This is a genomic window from Pseudomonas sp. NPDC089996, from assembly GCF_044748405.1.
GTDB lineage: Bacteria > Pseudomonadota > Gammaproteobacteria > Pseudomonadales > Pseudomonadaceae > Aquipseudomonas.
Genome location: NZ_JBIVGA010000002.1, coordinates 378162 through 394348 on the forward strand (window position 1 = coordinate 378162; position 16187 = coordinate 394348).

The 16187-nt window shown below is 65.6% G+C and carries 14 protein-coding genes; 3 read left to right on the forward strand and 11 right to left on the reverse strand.

All coding sequences use genetic code 11. The features are described from left to right. Window positions 1-6: 6 nt before the first annotated feature. From hemB to ACIPW4_RS04655, 7 genes are all read right to left on the reverse strand, one after another. A complete protein-coding gene (gene hemB / locus ACIPW4_RS04625) occupies window positions 7-981 on the reverse strand; it encodes a porphobilinogen synthase (protein WP_027916845.1) in 975 nt (324 codons plus the stop codon). Window positions 982-1204: 223 nt separating this feature from the next. Then, window positions 1205-2038, reverse strand: coding sequence for a substrate-binding periplasmic protein (locus ACIPW4_RS04630; protein ID WP_400655230.1), 834 nt, complete (start codon window positions 2036-2038; stop codon window positions 1205-1207). Between the two features lie 34 nt (window positions 2039-2072). Further along, window positions 2073-2741 carry an amino acid ABC transporter permease gene (locus ACIPW4_RS04635; RefSeq protein ID WP_400655232.1) on the reverse strand — a complete coding sequence of 223 codons (669 nt, stop codon included), beginning with the start codon at window positions 2739-2741 and terminating at the stop codon, window positions 2073-2075. Continuing rightward, the gene (locus ACIPW4_RS04640; protein WP_400655234.1) at window positions 2738-3379 is read right to left on the reverse strand and encodes an amino acid ABC transporter permease; all 642 of its coding nucleotides are present in this window, start codon (window positions 3377-3379) and stop codon (window positions 2738-2740) included. The genes ACIPW4_RS04635 and ACIPW4_RS04640 overlap by 4 nt, the downstream gene beginning before the upstream one ends. Continuing rightward, window positions 3379-4170 (reverse strand): amino acid ABC transporter ATP-binding protein, encoded by a 792-nt coding sequence (locus tag ACIPW4_RS04645; protein WP_400655573.1) that lies wholly within the window; start codon window positions 4168-4170, stop codon window positions 3379-3381. The genes ACIPW4_RS04640 and ACIPW4_RS04645 overlap by 1 nt, the downstream gene beginning before the upstream one ends. 24 nt (window positions 4171-4194) lie before the next feature. Further along, the gene (locus ACIPW4_RS04650) at window positions 4195-5487 is read right to left on the reverse strand and encodes a M24 family metallopeptidase (protein ID WP_400655235.1); all 1293 of its coding nucleotides are present in this window, start codon (window positions 5485-5487) and stop codon (window positions 4195-4197) included. A gap of 103 nt (window positions 5488-5590) precedes the next feature. Continuing rightward, on the reverse strand, window positions 5591-7627 hold the full coding sequence (locus tag ACIPW4_RS04655) for an FAD-dependent oxidoreductase (RefSeq protein WP_400655236.1): 2037 nt from the start codon (window positions 7625-7627) through the stop codon (window positions 5591-5593). Between the two features lie 126 nt (window positions 7628-7753). Between ACIPW4_RS04655 and ACIPW4_RS04660 the strand changes: the two genes are divergently transcribed. Further along, a complete protein-coding gene (locus ACIPW4_RS04660; protein ID WP_400655237.1) occupies window positions 7754-8395 on the forward strand; it encodes a TetR/AcrR family transcriptional regulator in 642 nt (213 codons plus the stop codon). Between the two features lie 21 nt (window positions 8396-8416). Here the strand turns inward: ACIPW4_RS04660 and ACIPW4_RS04665 are convergent, their stop codons facing one another. From ACIPW4_RS04665 to ACIPW4_RS04680, 4 genes are all read right to left on the reverse strand, one after another. Further along, a complete protein-coding gene (locus ACIPW4_RS04665; RefSeq protein WP_400655239.1) occupies window positions 8417-9310 on the reverse strand; it encodes a PA4780 family RIO1-like protein kinase in 894 nt (297 codons plus the stop codon). 121 nt (window positions 9311-9431) lie between these two features. Then, entirely contained in the window at window positions 9432-11006 is a 1575-nt protein-coding gene (locus tag ACIPW4_RS04670) for an aldehyde dehydrogenase (NADP(+)) (RefSeq protein ID WP_400655241.1), read from the reverse strand. Window positions 11007-11035: 29 nt separating this feature from the next. Next, window positions 11036-12025 carry an AraD1 family protein gene (gene araD1 / locus ACIPW4_RS04675; protein WP_400655242.1) on the reverse strand — a complete coding sequence of 330 codons (990 nt, stop codon included), beginning with the start codon at window positions 12023-12025 and terminating at the stop codon, window positions 11036-11038. Beyond that, on the reverse strand, window positions 12016-13338 hold the full coding sequence (locus ACIPW4_RS04680; RefSeq protein WP_400655244.1) for an MFS transporter: 1323 nt from the start codon (window positions 13336-13338) through the stop codon (window positions 12016-12018). The genes araD1 and ACIPW4_RS04680 overlap by 10 nt, the downstream gene beginning before the upstream one ends. A 184-nt stretch (window positions 13339-13522) precedes the next feature. Here ACIPW4_RS04680 and ACIPW4_RS04685 point away from each other — a divergent pair, with 184 nt between their 5' ends. Further along, window positions 13523-15256, forward strand: a complete 1734-nt coding sequence (locus ACIPW4_RS04685) for an IlvD/Edd family dehydratase (protein WP_400655245.1) — start codon at window positions 13523-13525, stop codon at window positions 15254-15256. A 208-nt stretch (window positions 15257-15464) separates the two neighbouring features. Continuing rightward, window positions 15465-16187, forward strand: coding sequence for a FadR/GntR family transcriptional regulator (locus tag ACIPW4_RS04690; protein ID WP_400655247.1), 723 nt, complete (start codon window positions 15465-15467; stop codon window positions 16185-16187).

Below are 16187 nucleotides of genomic sequence, written 5' to 3' on the forward strand. Positions count from 1 at the left end.
GTTGGGTCAAATCCCTTCGCGGGCCAGGTCCATGGCGAAGTAGGTCAGGATCAAATCCGCACCGGCACGCTTGATCGCGCCGATGCTTTCACGCACCACCCGGCCTTCGTCGATGGCACCGGCCAGGCCGCCGAACTTGATCATCGCGTACTCGCCACTCACCTGGTACGCCGCCAGCGGCAGGCGCGAGGCGGCGCGGATGTCGGCGATCACGTCGAGGTAGGCACCGGCCGGCTTGACCATCAGCACATCGGCCCCTTCCTGCTCGTCGAGCAGCGACTCACGCACCGCTTCGCGGCGGTTCATCGGGTTCATCTGGTAGCTCTTGCGGTCACCCTTGAGCGCGGTACCGCCGGCTTCACGGAACGGGCCATACAGCGACGAGGCGAACTTGGTGGAATAGGCCATGATCGCCGTGTCGTGGAAGCCGGCACCATCCAGCGCGCTGCGGATGGCCTGCACCTGGCCGTCCATCGCTGCCGACGGGGCGATGAAGTCGGCACCGGCAGCGGCGGCGATGACCGCCTGCTTGCCCAGGTTGGCCAAGGTGGCGTCGTTGTCCACGCCGTGGTCGTGCAGCACGCCGCAGTGGCCGTGGCTGGTGTATTCGCAGAAGCAGGTGTCGGACATCACGACCATTTCCGGCACGGTGTCCTTGCAGATGCGCGACATGCGCGCGACCAGGCCGTTCTCGTTCCAGGTGTCGCTGCCGGTGGCGTCCAGGTTGTGCGACACGCCGAAGGTCATCACCGACTTGATGCCGGCACGGGCATAGCGCTCGATTTCCTGGGCCAGCAGTTTTTCCGGAATGCGGTTGACACCCGGCATGCTGGTGATCGGCACGAAGTCATCGATGCCTTCCTCGACGAAGATCGGCAGGATCAGGTCTTCCAGGCGGAATTCGGTTTCCTGGAAGATCGTGCGCAGGGATTCGTTCTGGCGCAGGCGGCGGGGACGAACGGAAGGGAAACGGTTGGACATGACAGCTCCAGGGCATTTTTTAACGGCGTATACCTTATGCCTGTCGCGCGCCAGTGAAAAGGCCAGATGACGAGATAATGTCTTGCATCGAAAGTATTAAGCTCTTTCCTGTGCTGGCCTCTTCGCGGGCTTGCCCGCTCCCACAGGGATTGCACAGGTCCTCAGGCTGGCGCCGTACCTGTGGGAGCGGGCGAGCCCGCGAAGAGGCCGGTACGGGAGAAACTCAATCCACCAACCGCGGCGCCCCCACCTCAGCCGCCTGTCGGTCCAGTCCATGGGCCTCGAGAATCCGCGCAATCTCGCCGCTGCCATGCAATGCCTGGATGTTGGCATCCAGCGCCTTGCCCAGTTCGGCATTGCTCAGCATGTACGGAATCGCCGTCTGCCCCGGCTGTTCGGTGGCCTTCACCCGTGGGTCGGGCGCCGACACCTTGATGCTCGCGCCTTGATAGGCCCCCTTCTGCTGCGAGGCCACCGCCACCGCGTGGCTGTCGATGCCGGCCTCGATGCGTCCGGACGCCAGGTCCTGGGCCATGGCCACCGGGTTGGGGTACAGCACCAGGTTGTCGCCCAGCACCTGCTTCAGGTCATTGACCCACAGGTAGCCCTGCACGGTGCCGACCCGCTTGCCTTCCAGCTCACCCACCGTGGCATAGCCTGGCTTGGAGATGATGCCCATCACATCCAGGTACAGCGGCGCCGATAGGCCTAGCACCTTGCCGCGTTCGACGGTGCGGTACCAGTCGCCGATCACCACGTCGGCGCGGCGGGTGACCACCGACTGGATCGCCGCCGCCGGGTCAAGCACGCTGGCCTTGATGGTCAGGCATTCGCGCGCGGCGATCTGCCGGATGATCTCGCCGTCCACACCGCCCAGCTGCTGATTCGGCCCAGGGATCGAGTACGGCGGGAACACCCAGGCCGCCACCGTCAGCACGCCGGGGGTCAAGGTTTCGAAACGGTGGCCCGGCTTGCACTCGGCCAGGGCCTGGGCACTGCCGGCTACGGCGACACAGAGGGCCAGGCAGCGGGTAATACACTTGAATGGTTTCATCACGGATACCTCTTCAATGTAAGGGGGCAGACAGGGATCAGGGCGTTGCGTGCTGGCCGGGCGCCAGTCTTCTTTCCAGGGCGGCGACGCCCAGGCTTGCCGGAGCGCAGACGGCCGCGTACATCAGCCCGGCCAGCACCAGTACCGGCATGTAATGGAAGGTCGAGGAGCCGATGGCCGAGGCGCGGCTGACGATTTCCGGCAAGGCGATGGTGAAACACAGCGACGAGGCCTGGAACATCATGATCGAGAAGCCCAGCAACGACGGCAGCGCCACCCGCAGGGCCTGGGGCAGGATCACGTAGCGCAGCGCATCGACCCGGTCCAGGCCGATCACCTCGGCCGCTTCATGCTGACCGCGGGCGACCGCCTCCAGGCCACCGCGGATGATCTCGCTGGTGTAGGCCGCGGTGCAGTAGGCCAGTGCCAGCACGGCTGCCCAGAACGAGCTGAGGGTGAGGTTCACCGACGGCAGGCCGAAGTAGAAGTACTGCAACAAGATCAAGGCTGGCGCACCGCGCCCCAGCTCCACGATCAGCAGCGCCGGGTAGCGCACCGCCCTGCCCTTTGCGCTGACCCCCAAGGCCAGCAGCAGGCCGAGGAACACGCCGAGCACCAGGCTGATGGCGGTCACCTGCAACGACAGCACAAAGCCCTTCCACAACTCCGGGAACCATTCGGCCCATTGGGCCAACATCTCGTTCATTGGCTGATCCTCCGTTGCAAGCTGGCCGACACCCAGCGCGAGGCCAGCGCCACCGGCACGCTGAGCACCAGGTACACCAGCGCGGCGGCGCTGTACACGCCCAGCCCCTGGAAGGTCTGCTGCGACACCTGGTAGGCCTGGAAGCTGATGTCCGCCACGCCCAGCGTCGACGCCACCGCCGAGTCCTTGAGCAGGCCGATGGCATAAGTGGCCGCCGTAGGAATGGAAATGCGCGTCAGTTGTGGCAACACCACATCGAAGAAGCGCTGCGGTGGCGACAGGTTGAGCACATGGGCCGCTTCGTACTGGCCATCGGGGATCGCCGCAAAGGCACCGCGGTACACCTCGGCCATCTGCGCGGCGGTGATCAGGCCCAGCCCGAGCACCGCCGCCGCGAACGGCGACAAGCTGACATAGCCACCGCCAATGCCGAAGAAGATGAAGAACAGCCAGACGATCGGCGGGATCGAGCGCAAGGTCAGCACGATGGCCGCCCCCAGCGCTGCCAATCCGCGTGAGCGGGCCATGCGCAGCGCGCACAACGGGAAGCCCAGCACCACGCCGGTGGCGAACGCACACAGGGTCACCCCCAGCGTCCACGGCACGCCCGTGAGCAACATCGCGAGAATGTCGTTCATCAGCGGTCCCTCACGGCCTGGAGAAACTTTACCACCCGCTCATGCTGTGGCTGGCGCATCACCCGGGCACTGGGGCCCTGTTCGAGGATGCGCCCGTCGGCCATTACCACCACCCGGTCGGACACCGTCTCGGCAAAGTGCATCTCGTGGGTGACGACGATCATCGACATCCCTTCTGCGGCCAGTTCCTTCATCACCGCCAGCACTTCCAGGCCAAGCTCCGGGTCCAGCGCCGAGGTCGGCTCGTCGAACAGCATCAGTTCGGGCTCCAGCGCCAGTGCCCGGGCGATGGCGATGCGTTGCTGCTGGCCACCTGAACAGCGCGCCGGGTAGTGCCCGGCTTTGTCGGCCAGGCCCACCCGCTCCAGCAACTGCAACGAGCGCGCATCGGCCTCGCGCTGGCTGCGGCCAAGGGTGCGCACCTGCGCCAGGCTGACGTTGCGCAGCACGGTCATGTGCGGGAACAGGTTGAACGACTGGAACACCATGCCGATGCGTCGGCGCAGCTTCAGCAGGTCGGCGCGCGCCAGCGGCGTGGCCGCGTCGATGTCCAGTTCGTCGAGCCGGATGCGCCCGCGGGTCGGCGGCTCCAGCTGGTTGATGCAGCGCAGCAAGGTGCTCTTGCCCGAGCCGCTGGGGCCGATGATGGCCACCACCTCGCCCTTGCGCATGTCGAAATTGATGTCGTGCAGCACTTCGTAGGGGCCGAACTGCTTGTGGATCGACTCCAGGCGCAGGAACGCGGGCCTGGCAGCAGTCAGGGGTGGCACCTGGCGCAGCGGAGCGCTCATCGGGTTCATGGGCAGGCCCTCCTCTCAGGCGCGCTGGTCATCGACCAGCGGCGTGCTCGACAGCTTGACCGCGCCCTGGGCGGTGATCAGCACCTGTTCTTCCAGCTTCACGCCTTCACGCCCGCCGCGTTCGCCGATGTAGCTCTCCACCGAGACCACCATGTTCTCCTGGAACAGGCCGTCGTAGCCCCATTCGGCAAAGTCCACGGCATAGGCCACGCTGGGGTACTCGTCGACCAGGCCGACACCGTGCAGCATCATCATGTAGCGGTTGTGCTCGAACTTGCCCGGCACCGGCCAGCAGCGCTCGGCGAATTCGCGGAACGACAGGCCCGGGCGCAGCAGTTCGACGTTATGGCTGATCTGCTGGCTGGCGATGTCGAGCAGTTCACGCTGGGCCGCCGTCACCGGTTTGCCGGGGCAGACGAAACTGCGCGAGATGTCCGACAGGTAGCCGCCGGGGCCGACCATGTCGGTGTCGAAGCAGACCATCTCGCCCGCTTCGATGACCTTGTCGGTGGCGTCCTGGAACCAGGGATTGGTGCGCGGACCGGAGCTGAGCAGGCGGCTTTCGGCCCACTCGCCGCCCTGGGCGACGTTGGTGCCATGGAGGATGCTCCACAGCTGGTTCTCGGTGATGCCCGGCTGCAGGCTGGCACGCATGCGGGCGATGGCCAGGTCGCACACTGCCATCGATACCCGGTGGCTGGCGATTTCCTCTGCCGACTTGATCAGCCGTGCCTGCTCCATCAAGGGCTGCGCATCGAACAGCTCGATGCCCCTGGCCTTGAGTTTCTCGGCCCCCCACGGGTCACAGCGGTCCACCGCGAGGCGCCGGTTGCCGCCGCTGTGGCGGACCATCAGCTCCGCCACTTCGGCGGCCCACAGGGCGGCCTTCTCATCGACCCGCGGGCCGGCCAGGAAATACAGCCACGGCAACGCCGGGCGGATTTCGTCGATGGTCTCGACGTGCTCGCTGTTGTGCCGGCTGCTGGTGAACTCGAACAGCACCACCGGGCCTTCGGTGGGCACGAACACATAGCGGCTGGGCGAATGCATGACCCACAGGCCGAGGTTGTTGGTGTCGGTGGCATAGCGGATGTTGATCGGGTCGGCGAGCAGGATGCCGCCGTAGTCATGGGCACGCAGTTGCTGGCGGATGCGCGCCAGGCGGTAGCGGCGCAGGGCCTTGCGGTCGATGGCGGCCTGGGCGGCGAGCAGTTCGCTGTCCACCGGGGCCAGGGCGTGGCCGGTTACGCTGAAGTCGTCACGAAACTGCAGGGATGGCGCGGGGCTCGGTCGGGTACCGATGTGCATGGTTACACTCTCCACTGGATATCGTTGTCGTTGTTGGAGCCAGGGCAGTAACAAGGAAGCGCGAAACGGATGCTGCTGTTCTTATGGTTTTATGGCGCGTGGTTCAGAGGTCTTTGACCAGGCGCAGGGCGTCATAGATGGCGGCATGGGTATTGCGCGAGGCCACCGCATCGCCGATGCGGAACAGCTGGAAGCGCCCATCGTCGCGGCGGGCCACGGCTTGCGGGCGGCCGGCGATCAGGTCCATGTACTCCACCGCGCCTTCGTTGCTCGACAACGGGCACAGTTGGAAATACAGATCGTCCAGCGGCCGGGTGCCGTGGTTGACAACCACCTGGTCGAGCAGCCGGGTCTGGCGCAACTCGCTGTAGTCGGTGCCGATGGTTGCCAGCAGGCCATCAGTGGTTCTAGTCACCGCCTTCAGGCGCCAGGTCACGGTGAAAGTGGTGTCCAGCTGCTGCAGGGCGCGCATGTAGGGCACCAGGTTCATGCCCATGACTTCGGGCGAGAAGGTACGGTCGGGGGTCATGATCTCGGTGCGCGCACCGCTCTGGGCGATGAACTCGGCGGCCTGCAACGCGGCGTGGTCGCCGGCATCGTCGTACACCAGCACATTGCGCCCGGGTTTGACGTCGCCTGAAATGATGTCCCAGCTCGACACCACCAGGTCATTGCCTTGTTCCAGCACCTCGGTGTGCGGCAGGCCGCCGGTGGCGACGATGACCACGTCGGGGGCTTCGTCGAGGATGATCTGGCTGTCGGCCCAGACGTTGTAGTGGAAGGTCACGCCCAGGCGTTCGCACTGGGCCAGGCGCCAGTCGATGATGCTGATCATCTCCTTGCGCCGCTCCGACTGCGCGGTCAGGCGGATCTGCCCGCCGGCCTTGTCGGCCACCTCGTACACCACCACCTCATGGCCGCGCTCCCCCGCTACCCGCGCCGCTTCCAGGCCCGCAGGCCCGGCGCCGACGATAACGACCTTGCGCGGTTGCGCTGCCTTGGGAATCTGGTGCGGCATGGTCGTTTCGCGGCCGGTGGCCGCGTTGTGGATGCAGTAGGCAGCGCCGCCGTGGTAGATGCGGTCGAGGCAATAGTTGGCACCGACGCAGGGGCGGATGTCGTCTTCGCGGCCTTCGATGATCTTGCGCACGATGTGCGGGTCGGTCATGTGCGCGCGGGTCATGCCGACCATGTCGACCTTGCCGCTGGCAATGGCGTGGCGGGCGGTGGCCACGTCCGGGATCTTCGCCGCATGGAAGGTCGGGAAGCCGGTCAGCGAGCGGATCTCCCCGGCGAAGTCCAGGTGCGGCGCGTTGCGCATGCCCTGGATCGGGATGATGTCGGTCAGCCCGGCGTCGGTGGCGATGTTGCCGCGGATCACGTTGAGGAAATCGACCATGCCGCTGTTCTTCAGCAGCTGGGAAATGTGCAGGCCTTCGTCCTTGGTCAGGCCGCCTGCCAGCACTTCATCCCCTGTGTAGCGGATGCCGACGATGAATTCGCTGCCGACCCGCTGGCGAATGGCCGTGAGTACTTCGAAGGTGAAGCGCAGGCGGTTTTCCAGCGGGCCGCCGTAGACGTTCTGCAGCTCGTTGGTCAGTGGCGACCAGAACTGGTCCATCAAGTGGCCATAAGCCTGCAGTTCGATGCCATCGAGCCCGGCGGCCTGCATGCGTTCGGCGGCATCGGCGTAGTCCTTGACGATGCGTTCGATGTCCCAGATCTCCAGGCGCTTGGGGAAAGCGCGGTGCGCCGGCTCCTGGTTGTGCGACGGCGACACCACCGGCAGCCAATCGCCCTTGTCCCAGCGGGTGCGACGGCCCAGGTGGGTGAGCTGGATCATCACCGCCGCGCCGTGCTCATGGCACTCGTCGGTGAGGTCCTTCATCCAGCCGACCACCTCGTCCTTGTAGGCCAGCACGTTGTTGAACACCGGCGGGCTGTCGCGGGAGATGGCAGCGGAGCCGGCGGTCATGGTCATGGCCACGCCAGCCTTGGCGCGCTCGACGTGGTAGGCACGGTAGAGCTGCTTGGGCATGCCGTCTTCGGGGTAAGCGGGCTCGTGGGAGGTGGTGATGATGCGATTGCGCAGGGTGAGGTGCTTGAGTTGGTACGGCTGAAGCAACGGGTCATTTGACATGATTGTTCTCGCGTTCAGGGCATCAGGCTAAATCGACATTAGACCCCATGTACACCAGTGTCAATAAATTAGACAGTGGTGTACATTGAGCTTGTCAGGCCCCCATGGATACGGAACAATGCGCCTATGAACATGACCTCGAACCACCCGGAAATCACCACCCGCGGCTCGATCGAGAGCTGGCTCAACGCGGCCTTCGAAACCCTCAAGGAGTCGGGGGTGGATGCCGTGCGTGTGCTGCCGCTGGCCAAGAAGCTCAAGCTCGCCCGCACCAGTTTCTACTGGTACTTCGAAGACCGCGAAGCCTTGCTCGCGGCGCTGGTCGAGCAGTGGAAGAACAAGAACACCCGCAACCTGGTGAGCCAGACCGAGGCCTATGCAGGGTCGATCACCGAGGCGATCCTCAACGTGTTCGACTGCTGGCTGAACAGCGAACTGTTCGACTCGCAATGCGAATTCGCCATGCGCAGCTGGGCGCTGCAATCGGAACAGGTGGCCGAGGAAATCAAGCAGGCCGACAGTGTGCGCATGGCGGCGCTGAAGGCGATGTTCGACCGTTTCGGCTTCAGCGAGGACGCGGCCGCCACCCGTGCACGCTCGATCTACCTGGCGCAGATCGGCTACATCAGCATGAAGACCGTCGAGCCGCTGGAATACCGCATGCGCTTCATACCCGAGTACCTGCGCATCTTTACCGGCGAGCAGCCGGCGGCACAGGAGCTGGAGCGCTTCTACCAGCGCAACGGCTTTGTGCCGCCCTCAGGCTGATCAGCCCTTACCGGCGATGCATCACTGCAACCAGGGCGGGGTAGGCTCCTCTGCCTTGGTCGGCCCATGCTCGGCCTCTTCCCGCGCCGCCCGGCGGCGAGCTTCATCGCGCAGGGTGGCATCGATCTCGCGCATCACCCCACTCACGTCGGCAGCGTGGTCATCCTCCTCGAACTCCCCGCTCAGCGGGCTGTCCGTGCGCAGTTCCCCGGCCTCGTACAACGCCCACATCTCGTCGGCATAGCGGGTGGCCTTGAGCTCCGGGGCAAAGCGCCCGAAGTAATGCGCCATGTTTGCCACGTCGCGCTGCAGCATGCTGAAGGCATGGTTGTTGCCTGCGGCATCCACCGCCTGGGGCAGGTCGATGATCACCGGGCCGTCGGGGCCGAGCAGCACATTGAATTCGGAAAGGTCGCCATGCACCAGGCCGGCGCAGAGCATCAGCACGATCTGACGGATGACGAAGGCGTGGTATTCGCGTGCTTCTTCGGCTTCGAGGTGCACGTCGTTCAAGCGCGGGGCGGCATCGCCGTCGGCATCGGTGACCAGCTCCATCAGCAACACGCCGTCCTGGAAGTCGTAGGGCTTGGGCACCCGCACGCCGGCACCGGCCAGGCGGAACAGCGCTGCCACTTCGGCGTTCTGCCAGGCGTCTTCGGCCTCTTTGCGGCCATACTTGCTGCCCTTGGCCATGGCCCGGGCCTGGCGGCTGTTGCGGACCTTGCGGCCCTCCTGGTACTCGGCGGCCTGGCGGAAGCTGCGTTTGTTGGCCTCTTTGTAGACCTTGGCGCAGCGCACCTGGCTACCGCAGCGCACCACGTAGACAGCCGCTTCCTTGCCGCTCATCAATGGCCGCAGTACTTCGTCGACCAGGCCGTCTTCGATCAGTGGTTCGATTCGTTTTGGTGTCTTCATCAGGCTGCGTTCGGGGTCCTGGCTGGGGTGGTGGACATCCTCTCATAGGCTGGGACGACTTGCTCGTTTGTCTGCACGGGCGCTTTCGGGGCGGCGAACCGCCGCGAAGAGGCCAGCAGCCTCAAATCAAGGCTTTGCGGCTGTGCTCACCATCGACCAAGCGCATCAGCCCCAGCGGATTGGCATTCATCAATGCATCCGGCAGCAACGCATCGGGATAGTTCTGATAACACACCGGCCGCAAGAAGCGATCAATGGCCAACGTCCCCACCGAAGTTCCGCGCGCATCGGACGTGGCCGGATACGGCCCGCCGTGCACCATCGCATCACTCACCTCGACCCCGGTCGGATAGCCATTGACCAACAACCGACCCGCCTTGCGTTCGAGCAGCGGCACCAGCGCGGCAAAGCGCTCCAGATCGGCAGGCTCGGCGATCAGCGTCGCCGTCAGCTGACCATGCAGCGCTTCCAGCGCCCGGCGCAGCTCGGTTTCGTCGGCCACTTCAACCACCACCGTGGTCGGGCCGAAGACCTCTTCCTGCAGCAACTCATCGCCGTCCAGCAGCAAGCTCACATCGGCCTGGAACAGCTGTGCATGGGCCTGGTCCCCACGCTGCTCGGCCCCAGCCAGGTGGCGTACGCCCGGGTGCTGGTGCAGGCGCGCCACGCCGCTTGAATAGCTGCGCAAAGTGCCAGCATTGAGCATGGTCTGTCCCGGCTGGTCTGCCATGCGTGCAGCCAGTGCGGCAACGAATGCCGAGAACGCCGGGCCGGCCATGCCAATGACCAGCCCCGGGTTGGTGCAGAACTGCCCGCACCCCAGCACCACCGAAGCCGCCAGTTCACTGGCCACCTGCTCGCCCCTGACCTGCAACGCCGCCGGCAGCACCAGTACCGGGTTGATGCTGCTCATCTCGGCGAACACCGGGATCGGCTGCGGGCGCGCCGCTGCCAGGTCGCACAGGGCGCGGCCACCTTTGAGCGAGCCGGTGAAGCCGACCGCCTGGATGGCCGGGTGGCGTACCAGCGCCTCCCCCACCCCCGCGCCGTAGATCATGTTGAAAACCCCGGCCGGCATGCCGGTGGCCTCGGCGGCGCGCTGGATCGCCTCGCCAACGTACTCGGCAGTGGCCATGTGGCCACTATGCGCCTTGACCACCACCGGACAACCGGCGGCCAGCGCGGCGGCGGTGTCGCCACCTGCCGTGGAGAAGGCCAGCGGGAAGTTGCTGGCGCCGAACACCGCCACCGGGCCGACGCCGGTGCGGTACTGGCGCAGGTCCGGGCGCGGCAGTGGCTGGCGCTGCGGCTGCGCACGGTCGATGCGCACCCCCAGGTAGTCACCGCGGCGCAGCACCTGAGCGAACAGGCGCAACTGGTTGCTGGTACGGCTGCGTTCGCCCTGGATGCGCGCGGCCGGCAAGGCGGTTTCGCGGCAGACCGTGTCGATGAACGCCTCGCCCAGCGCATCCAACTGGCCGGCAATGGCATCCAGGAACTGCGCCCGGCGCTCCGGCGCCAGGGCGTTGTACCCGGCAAAGGCCTGCTCGGCGGCGCGGGCGGCGGCATCCACCTCGTCAGGCGTGGCCTGGGTGAAGAGCACCGGCAGGGCTTCGCCGCTGCGCGCATCGATACTCTGAAGGCGCACGCTGCCAGCGGCGCTGCGGGCGCCGCCGATGAAGTTGCTTCCCGACATGATTGACTCCTGTGACAACGATTGAAGGCTCAGAGGCTTTTCACCAAACCTGGGCGCTGCGCCTGTTCGGCAGCGGCAATGCCATTGCGCAGCGGCTGGCCGAAGGCGTCGAGGCTGACCTCGAAGGTGTCGCCGGAGCGGGCCTGGATGCCGTCGGCGAACGACAGCGTGGCCGTGCCGAAATAATGCACGTGAACATCGCCCGGGCGCAGGAACTGGGCGTACTTGAAGTGGTGGAACTCGAGGTTCTCGAAGCTGTGGCACATGTTCTGCTCACCGGACAGGAACGGCTTGCTCCACAGCTCCTGGCCATCGCGCAGGATGCGGCTGCGGCCTTCCAGGTGCGTGGGCAATGCGCCCAGGCGCAGCTCGGGGCCAAAGCTGCAGGCACGCAGCTTGGAATGCGCCAGGTACAGGTAGTTGCGACGCTCCATCACATGGTCGGAAAACTCGTTGCCCAGGGCATAACCCAGGCGGAACGGCGTACCGCAGTCGCCGATCACGTACAGCCCGACCAGCTCCGGCTCCTCGCCGGCATCTTCGGCAAAGGCCGGCAGCGGCAGGTCGGCCCCGGGGCGCACGACGATGGCGCCATCGCCCTTGTAGAACCACTCCGGCTGCGCGCCCTCCTCGCCTGCCGGCGGGCGCCCGCCTTCAAGGCCCCACTGGAACATGCGCATGCTGTCGGTGACCGCACCTTCGGCCTGCTGCTGGTGCATCTTGTCGCGGGTGGCGGCGCTGCCCAGGTGTGTCAGGCCGGTGCCGGTGACCAGGCAATGCGCCGGGTCTTCATGGTCCAGCGGCGGCAGCACCCGGCCTTCAGCCAGGAGTGCCAGGTAGTCATGGCCCTCGCCCAGGCCTGCGGCCTGCACCTGGCTGACCAGGTCGAGCCCTGCGGCAATCGCCTGCAGGGCCAGTTCACGGGTGCTGCTGACACCGCAGATTTCCAGGGCACGCTCGCCCTCCACCACGCCAACCCGGCGCTGGCCGACGGCGGTTTCGAATTGGATCAGTCGCATGCTTGTGCTCGCTTGTCGGTTGCAATGTTCACGGATGCCTGGCGCTGGCGGCGCTCCAGGCGGTTATAGACGACGCCGGTCAGTACCAGCCCGAACAGCATGACCACGGCCAGGAAGTACAGGCCCGAAGACAACTGGCCGGTGTGTTCCTTGAGCGCGCCGATGCCGAACGGGCCCAGATAGCCGCCGAGGTTGCCGATCGAGTTGATCAGGGCGATGCCGGCCGCCGCGCTGGCGCCTGAGAAGAAGCGCCCGGGCAAGGTCCAGAAGATGGCGGTGCAGGAGAACAGCGCGAAGGCCACCAGACACAATGCGGCCAACTGCATCGCTGGCACCGTCAGCCAGGCACTGAAGAACAGACCCAAGGCGCCCAAGGCATACAGCACGCCCAAGTGGCCGTAGCGGTCGTTGAGGCGGTCGGAACTGCGCGGGATGATCAGCAAGCCGATGATGCCGAACAGGTACGGTACCGCCGAGACGAAACCGGTCATCAGGTCGCTGCCACCAAACTGGTGAATCAGCGTCGGCAGCCACAGGCCCAGGCCATAGATGCTCAAGGTTACCGGCAGGTAGAACAGCGCCAGCAGCAGCACCCGGCCATCCTTCAGGGCGTGCAGCGGATTGCCGTGGCGGGTCTGGCCGAACTCGCGCTGGTCTTCGGCCAGCTGCGCCTTGAGCCAGCTGCGCTGCGCATCATCCAGCCAGCGCACCTTGTCCGGGCCGTCCGGCAGCAGGCGCAGGGTCGGCCAGGCCAGCAGCACCGCCGGGGTGCCGATGCAGATGAACAGCCACTGCCAGCCATGCAGGCCGAGGTTGCCATCCAGCCCCAGCAAGGCGCCCGACAGCGGCCCTGTGACCAGCATCGCCAGCGGTTGCGACAGAATGAAGAAGCCGAGGATCTTGCCGCGATGGCGTACCGGGTACCACTGGGTGATGTAGTACAGCACGCCGGGGAAGAACCCCGCCTCCGCCGCCCCCAGCAGAAAGCGCATCACATAGAAGCCATTGGGCCCGGTGACGAATGCCATGCCGATGGTGATCGCGCCCCAGGTCAGCAGGATGCGGGCGAACCAGCGCCGGGCGCCGAAGCGGTCGAGCAGCAGGTTGCTGGGAACTTCGCAGAGGAAGTAACCGATGAAGAACAGACCGGCACCGAGGCCGTAGGCCGCATCACCGAGGCCGATGTCGGCCCCCATGTGCAGCTTGGCAAAGCCCACTGCCGAGCGATCGACGTAGGCCACGAGGTAAAGCAGGACCAGAAAGGGGATGAGTTTCAGCGTGATCAGGCGGACGAGCCGCTGCTCCTGATTCATGGCGAGGTCTCCGATTGTTTTTGTAATGGGGACAGCACATGGCCGGGGTTTTGTGGGCAGACCTCCGGCGCGGTGAATCGATCATATAGTATTACTATTTAAAACAACAACCCTTCACAAGGTGCATTTTTGGCGATACAGTCGCTTCACAACGACAAATAGTAATACCAATAAGGTGCCCGTCATGTCTGATAGCAAACGCCCCCTGCGCTCCGCCCAATGGTTCGGCACCGCCGACAAGAACGGCTTCATGTACCGCAGCTGGATGAAGAACCAGGGCATCCCTGACCACGAGTTCCAGGGCAAGCCGATCATCGGTATCTGCAACACCTGGTCCGAGCTGACCCCGTGCAACGCGCACTTTCGCAAGATCGCCGAGCACGTGAAGAAAGGCGTGCTGGAGGCTGGCGGCTTCCCGGTGGAATTCCCGGTGTTCTCCAGTGGCGAGTCGAACCTGCGCCCTACTGCCATGCTCACCCGCAACCTGGCGAGCATGGACGTGGAAGAAGCCATCCGCGGCAACCCGGTGGACGCCGTGGTGCTGCTCACCGGTTGCGACAAGACCACACCCGCCCTGCTGATGGGCGCGGCCAGCTGCGATGTGCCGGCGATCGTGGTCACCGGCGGGCCGATGCTCAATGGCAAGCACAAGGGCCGCGACATCGGCGCCGGCACCATCGTCTGGCAGATGCATGAGGCCTACAAAGCCGGCCAGATCGACCTCAACGAGTTCCTCTCTGCCGAAGCCGGCATGTCGCGCTCGGCGGGTACCTGCAACACCATGGGCACCGCCTCGACCATGGCCTGCATGGCCGAAGCCCTGGGCACCTCGCTGCCGCACAATGCGGCGATCCCGGCGGTGGATTCGCGGCGTTATGTGCTGGCTCACCTGTCAGGCATGCGCATCGTCGAGATGGTCAATGAAGACCTGCGCCTGTCGAAGATCCTCACCCGTGAAGCCTTCGAAAATGCCATCCGCGTCAACGCCGCCATCGGTGGCTCGACCAACGCCGTGATCCACCTCAAGGCCATTGCCGGGCGCATCGGCGTCGACCTGCAGCTGGAAGACTGGACCCGTGTCGGCCGCGGTACGCCGACCCTGGTCGACCTGCAGCCGTCCGGGCGTTTCCTGATGGAGGAATTCTACTATGCCGGCGGCCTGCCGGCGGTGATCCGCCGCCTCGGCGAGCACAACCTGCTGCCCAACCCCACGGCCCTGACCGCCAACGGCAAGAGCCTGTGGGACAACTGCCAGAGCGCACCGCTGTATGACGAAGAAGTCATCCGCCCGATCGACAAGCCGCTGGTGGCCGATGGCGGCATCTGCATTCTGCGCGGCAACCTGGCGCCCAAGGGCGCGGTGCTCAAACCCTCTGCGGCAACCCCCGAACTGATGCGCCACCGTGGCCGCGCCGTGGTGTTCGAGAACTTCGAGGACTACAAGGCCCGCATCAACGACCCGGAACTGGACGTGGACGCAAGCTCCGTGCTGGTGATGAAGCACTGCGGACCGAAGGGTTACCCGGGCATGGCCGAAGTCGGCAACATGGGCCTCCCGGCCAAGCTGCTGGCCCAGGGCGTGACCGACATGGTGCGCATCTCCGACGCCCGCATGAGCGGCACGGCCTATGGCACCGTGGTCCTGCATGTGGCACCGGAAGCGGCAGCAGGTGGCCCGCTGGCGGCGGTGCGCGAGGGCGACTGGATCGAACTGGATTGCCACGAAGGCCGCCTGCACCTGGACATTTGCGATGAAGAACTGGCCGGCCGGCTGGCGGACCTGCAAGCGCCGCAGCAGTTGATCAGCGGGGGCTATGCGAAGCTGTACCTGGACCATGTGATGCAGGCCGATGAAGGCTGCGACTTCGACTTCCTGGTTGGTTGCCGGGGTTCTGCGGTGCCCAAGCATTCCCATTGAACCTGCACTGGCCCTGCTCTTGTGGGAGCGGCCTTGTGTCGCGATAGGGCTGCGCAGCAGCCCCAGGTTTTCAGTACACATGCACAGATTGCCGGGGGCTGCTGCCCAGCCCTATCGCGACACAAGGCCGCTCCCACAGGGCAGAGCCCCTGCTCGACCAGTGATGCTATGATGCCCCCCCCGCTCCGATGGACCGCCAGCACCGCACATGAACTACCGTCAGCCCACCACGCGCAAGAGCATGCACGCCACCCTGGTCCAGGACCTCGGCCTGCAGATCGTATCTGGCCAGCTGCAACCTGGGCAGAAACTGCCCGCCGAAGCCAGCCTGTGCGAGGCCTACGCGATCAGCCGGCCGGTGTTCCGTGAAGCGATGCGCGCCCTTACCGCCAAGGGCCTGATCGAAGCCCGCCCACGCGTCGGCACCTTGGTGCGCCCGCGTCACGACTGGCACATGCTCGACCCCGACGTGCTGCACTGGCTGATGCAGGCCACGCCGCAGCAGGAATTCTTCCACACCCTGTCCAGCGTGCGCTGGGTCATCGAGCCCGCCGCCGCCGCACTGGCCGCGACCAATGCCAGCCCGGACGATGTCGCATCGATCGGCGAGGCCTACCAGCGCATGGAAGCCGCACGCACCCACGAAGAGCGCTTGCAACCGGACCTGGACTTCCACGCGCGCATCGCCGACGCCACCCACAACGACCTGCTCGCCTACCTGTGCAACATGCTTTCGCTGGCGTTGCGCGAGTCGGTGCGCTACTCCAACCAGCGCCCCAACTTCGATGAGCTGGCCCTGCCGCGGCACAAGGCGATCCTCACCGCCATCCAGAACGGCGACGCCCTCGGCGCCCGGCATGCTTCGCTGGTGCAGCTGGAGGATGCCCGGGTCGCGTTGAGCAAGGTGCTCGGCCAGGACCCGATCGGCTGA

Excerpts from the sequence above, each read along its gene's own strand:
- ACIPW4_RS04655 (WP_400655236.1), bottom strand. The coding sequence starts at position 7,627 with ATGTCAAATGACCCGTTGCTTCAGCCGTACCAACTCAAGCACCTCACC.
- ACIPW4_RS04665 (WP_400655239.1), bottom strand. The coding sequence starts at position 9,310 with ATGAAGACACCAAAACGAATCGAACCACTGATCGAAGACGGCCTGGTC.
- ACIPW4_RS04635 (WP_400655232.1), bottom strand. The coding sequence starts at position 2,741 with ATGAACGAGATGTTGGCCCAATGGGCCGAATGGTTCCCGGAGTTGTGG.
- ACIPW4_RS04680 (WP_400655244.1), bottom strand. The coding sequence starts at position 13,338 with ATGAATCAGGAGCAGCGGCTCGTCCGCCTGATCACGCTGAAACTCATC.
- ACIPW4_RS04685 (WP_400655245.1), top strand. The coding sequence starts at position 13,523 with ATGTCTGATAGCAAACGCCCCCTGCGCTCCGCCCAATGGTTCGGCACC.
- ACIPW4_RS04645 (WP_400655573.1), bottom strand. The coding sequence starts at position 4,170 with ATGAGCGCTCCGCTGCGCCAGGTGCCACCCCTGACTGCTGCCAGGCCC.
- araD1 (WP_400655242.1), bottom strand. The coding sequence starts at position 12,025 with ATGCGACTGATCCAATTCGAAACCGCCGTCGGCCAGCGCCGGGTTGGC.
- ACIPW4_RS04690 (WP_400655247.1), top strand. The coding sequence starts at position 15,465 with ATGAACTACCGTCAGCCCACCACGCGCAAGAGCATGCACGCCACCCTG.
- ACIPW4_RS04670 (WP_400655241.1), bottom strand. The coding sequence starts at position 11,006 with ATGTCGGGAAGCAACTTCATCGGCGGCGCCCGCAGCGCCGCTGGCAGC.
- ACIPW4_RS04660 (WP_400655237.1), top strand. The coding sequence starts at position 7,754 with ATGAACATGACCTCGAACCACCCGGAAATCACCACCCGCGGCTCGATC.
- ACIPW4_RS04640 (WP_400655234.1), bottom strand. The coding sequence starts at position 3,379 with ATGAACGACATTCTCGCGATGTTGCTCACGGGCGTGCCGTGGACGCTG.
- hemB (WP_027916845.1), bottom strand. The coding sequence starts at position 981 with ATGTCCAACCGTTTCCCTTCCGTTCGTCCCCGCCGCCTGCGCCAGAAC.
- ACIPW4_RS04650 (WP_400655235.1), bottom strand. The coding sequence starts at position 5,487 with ATGCACATCGGTACCCGACCGAGCCCCGCGCCATCCCTGCAGTTTCGT.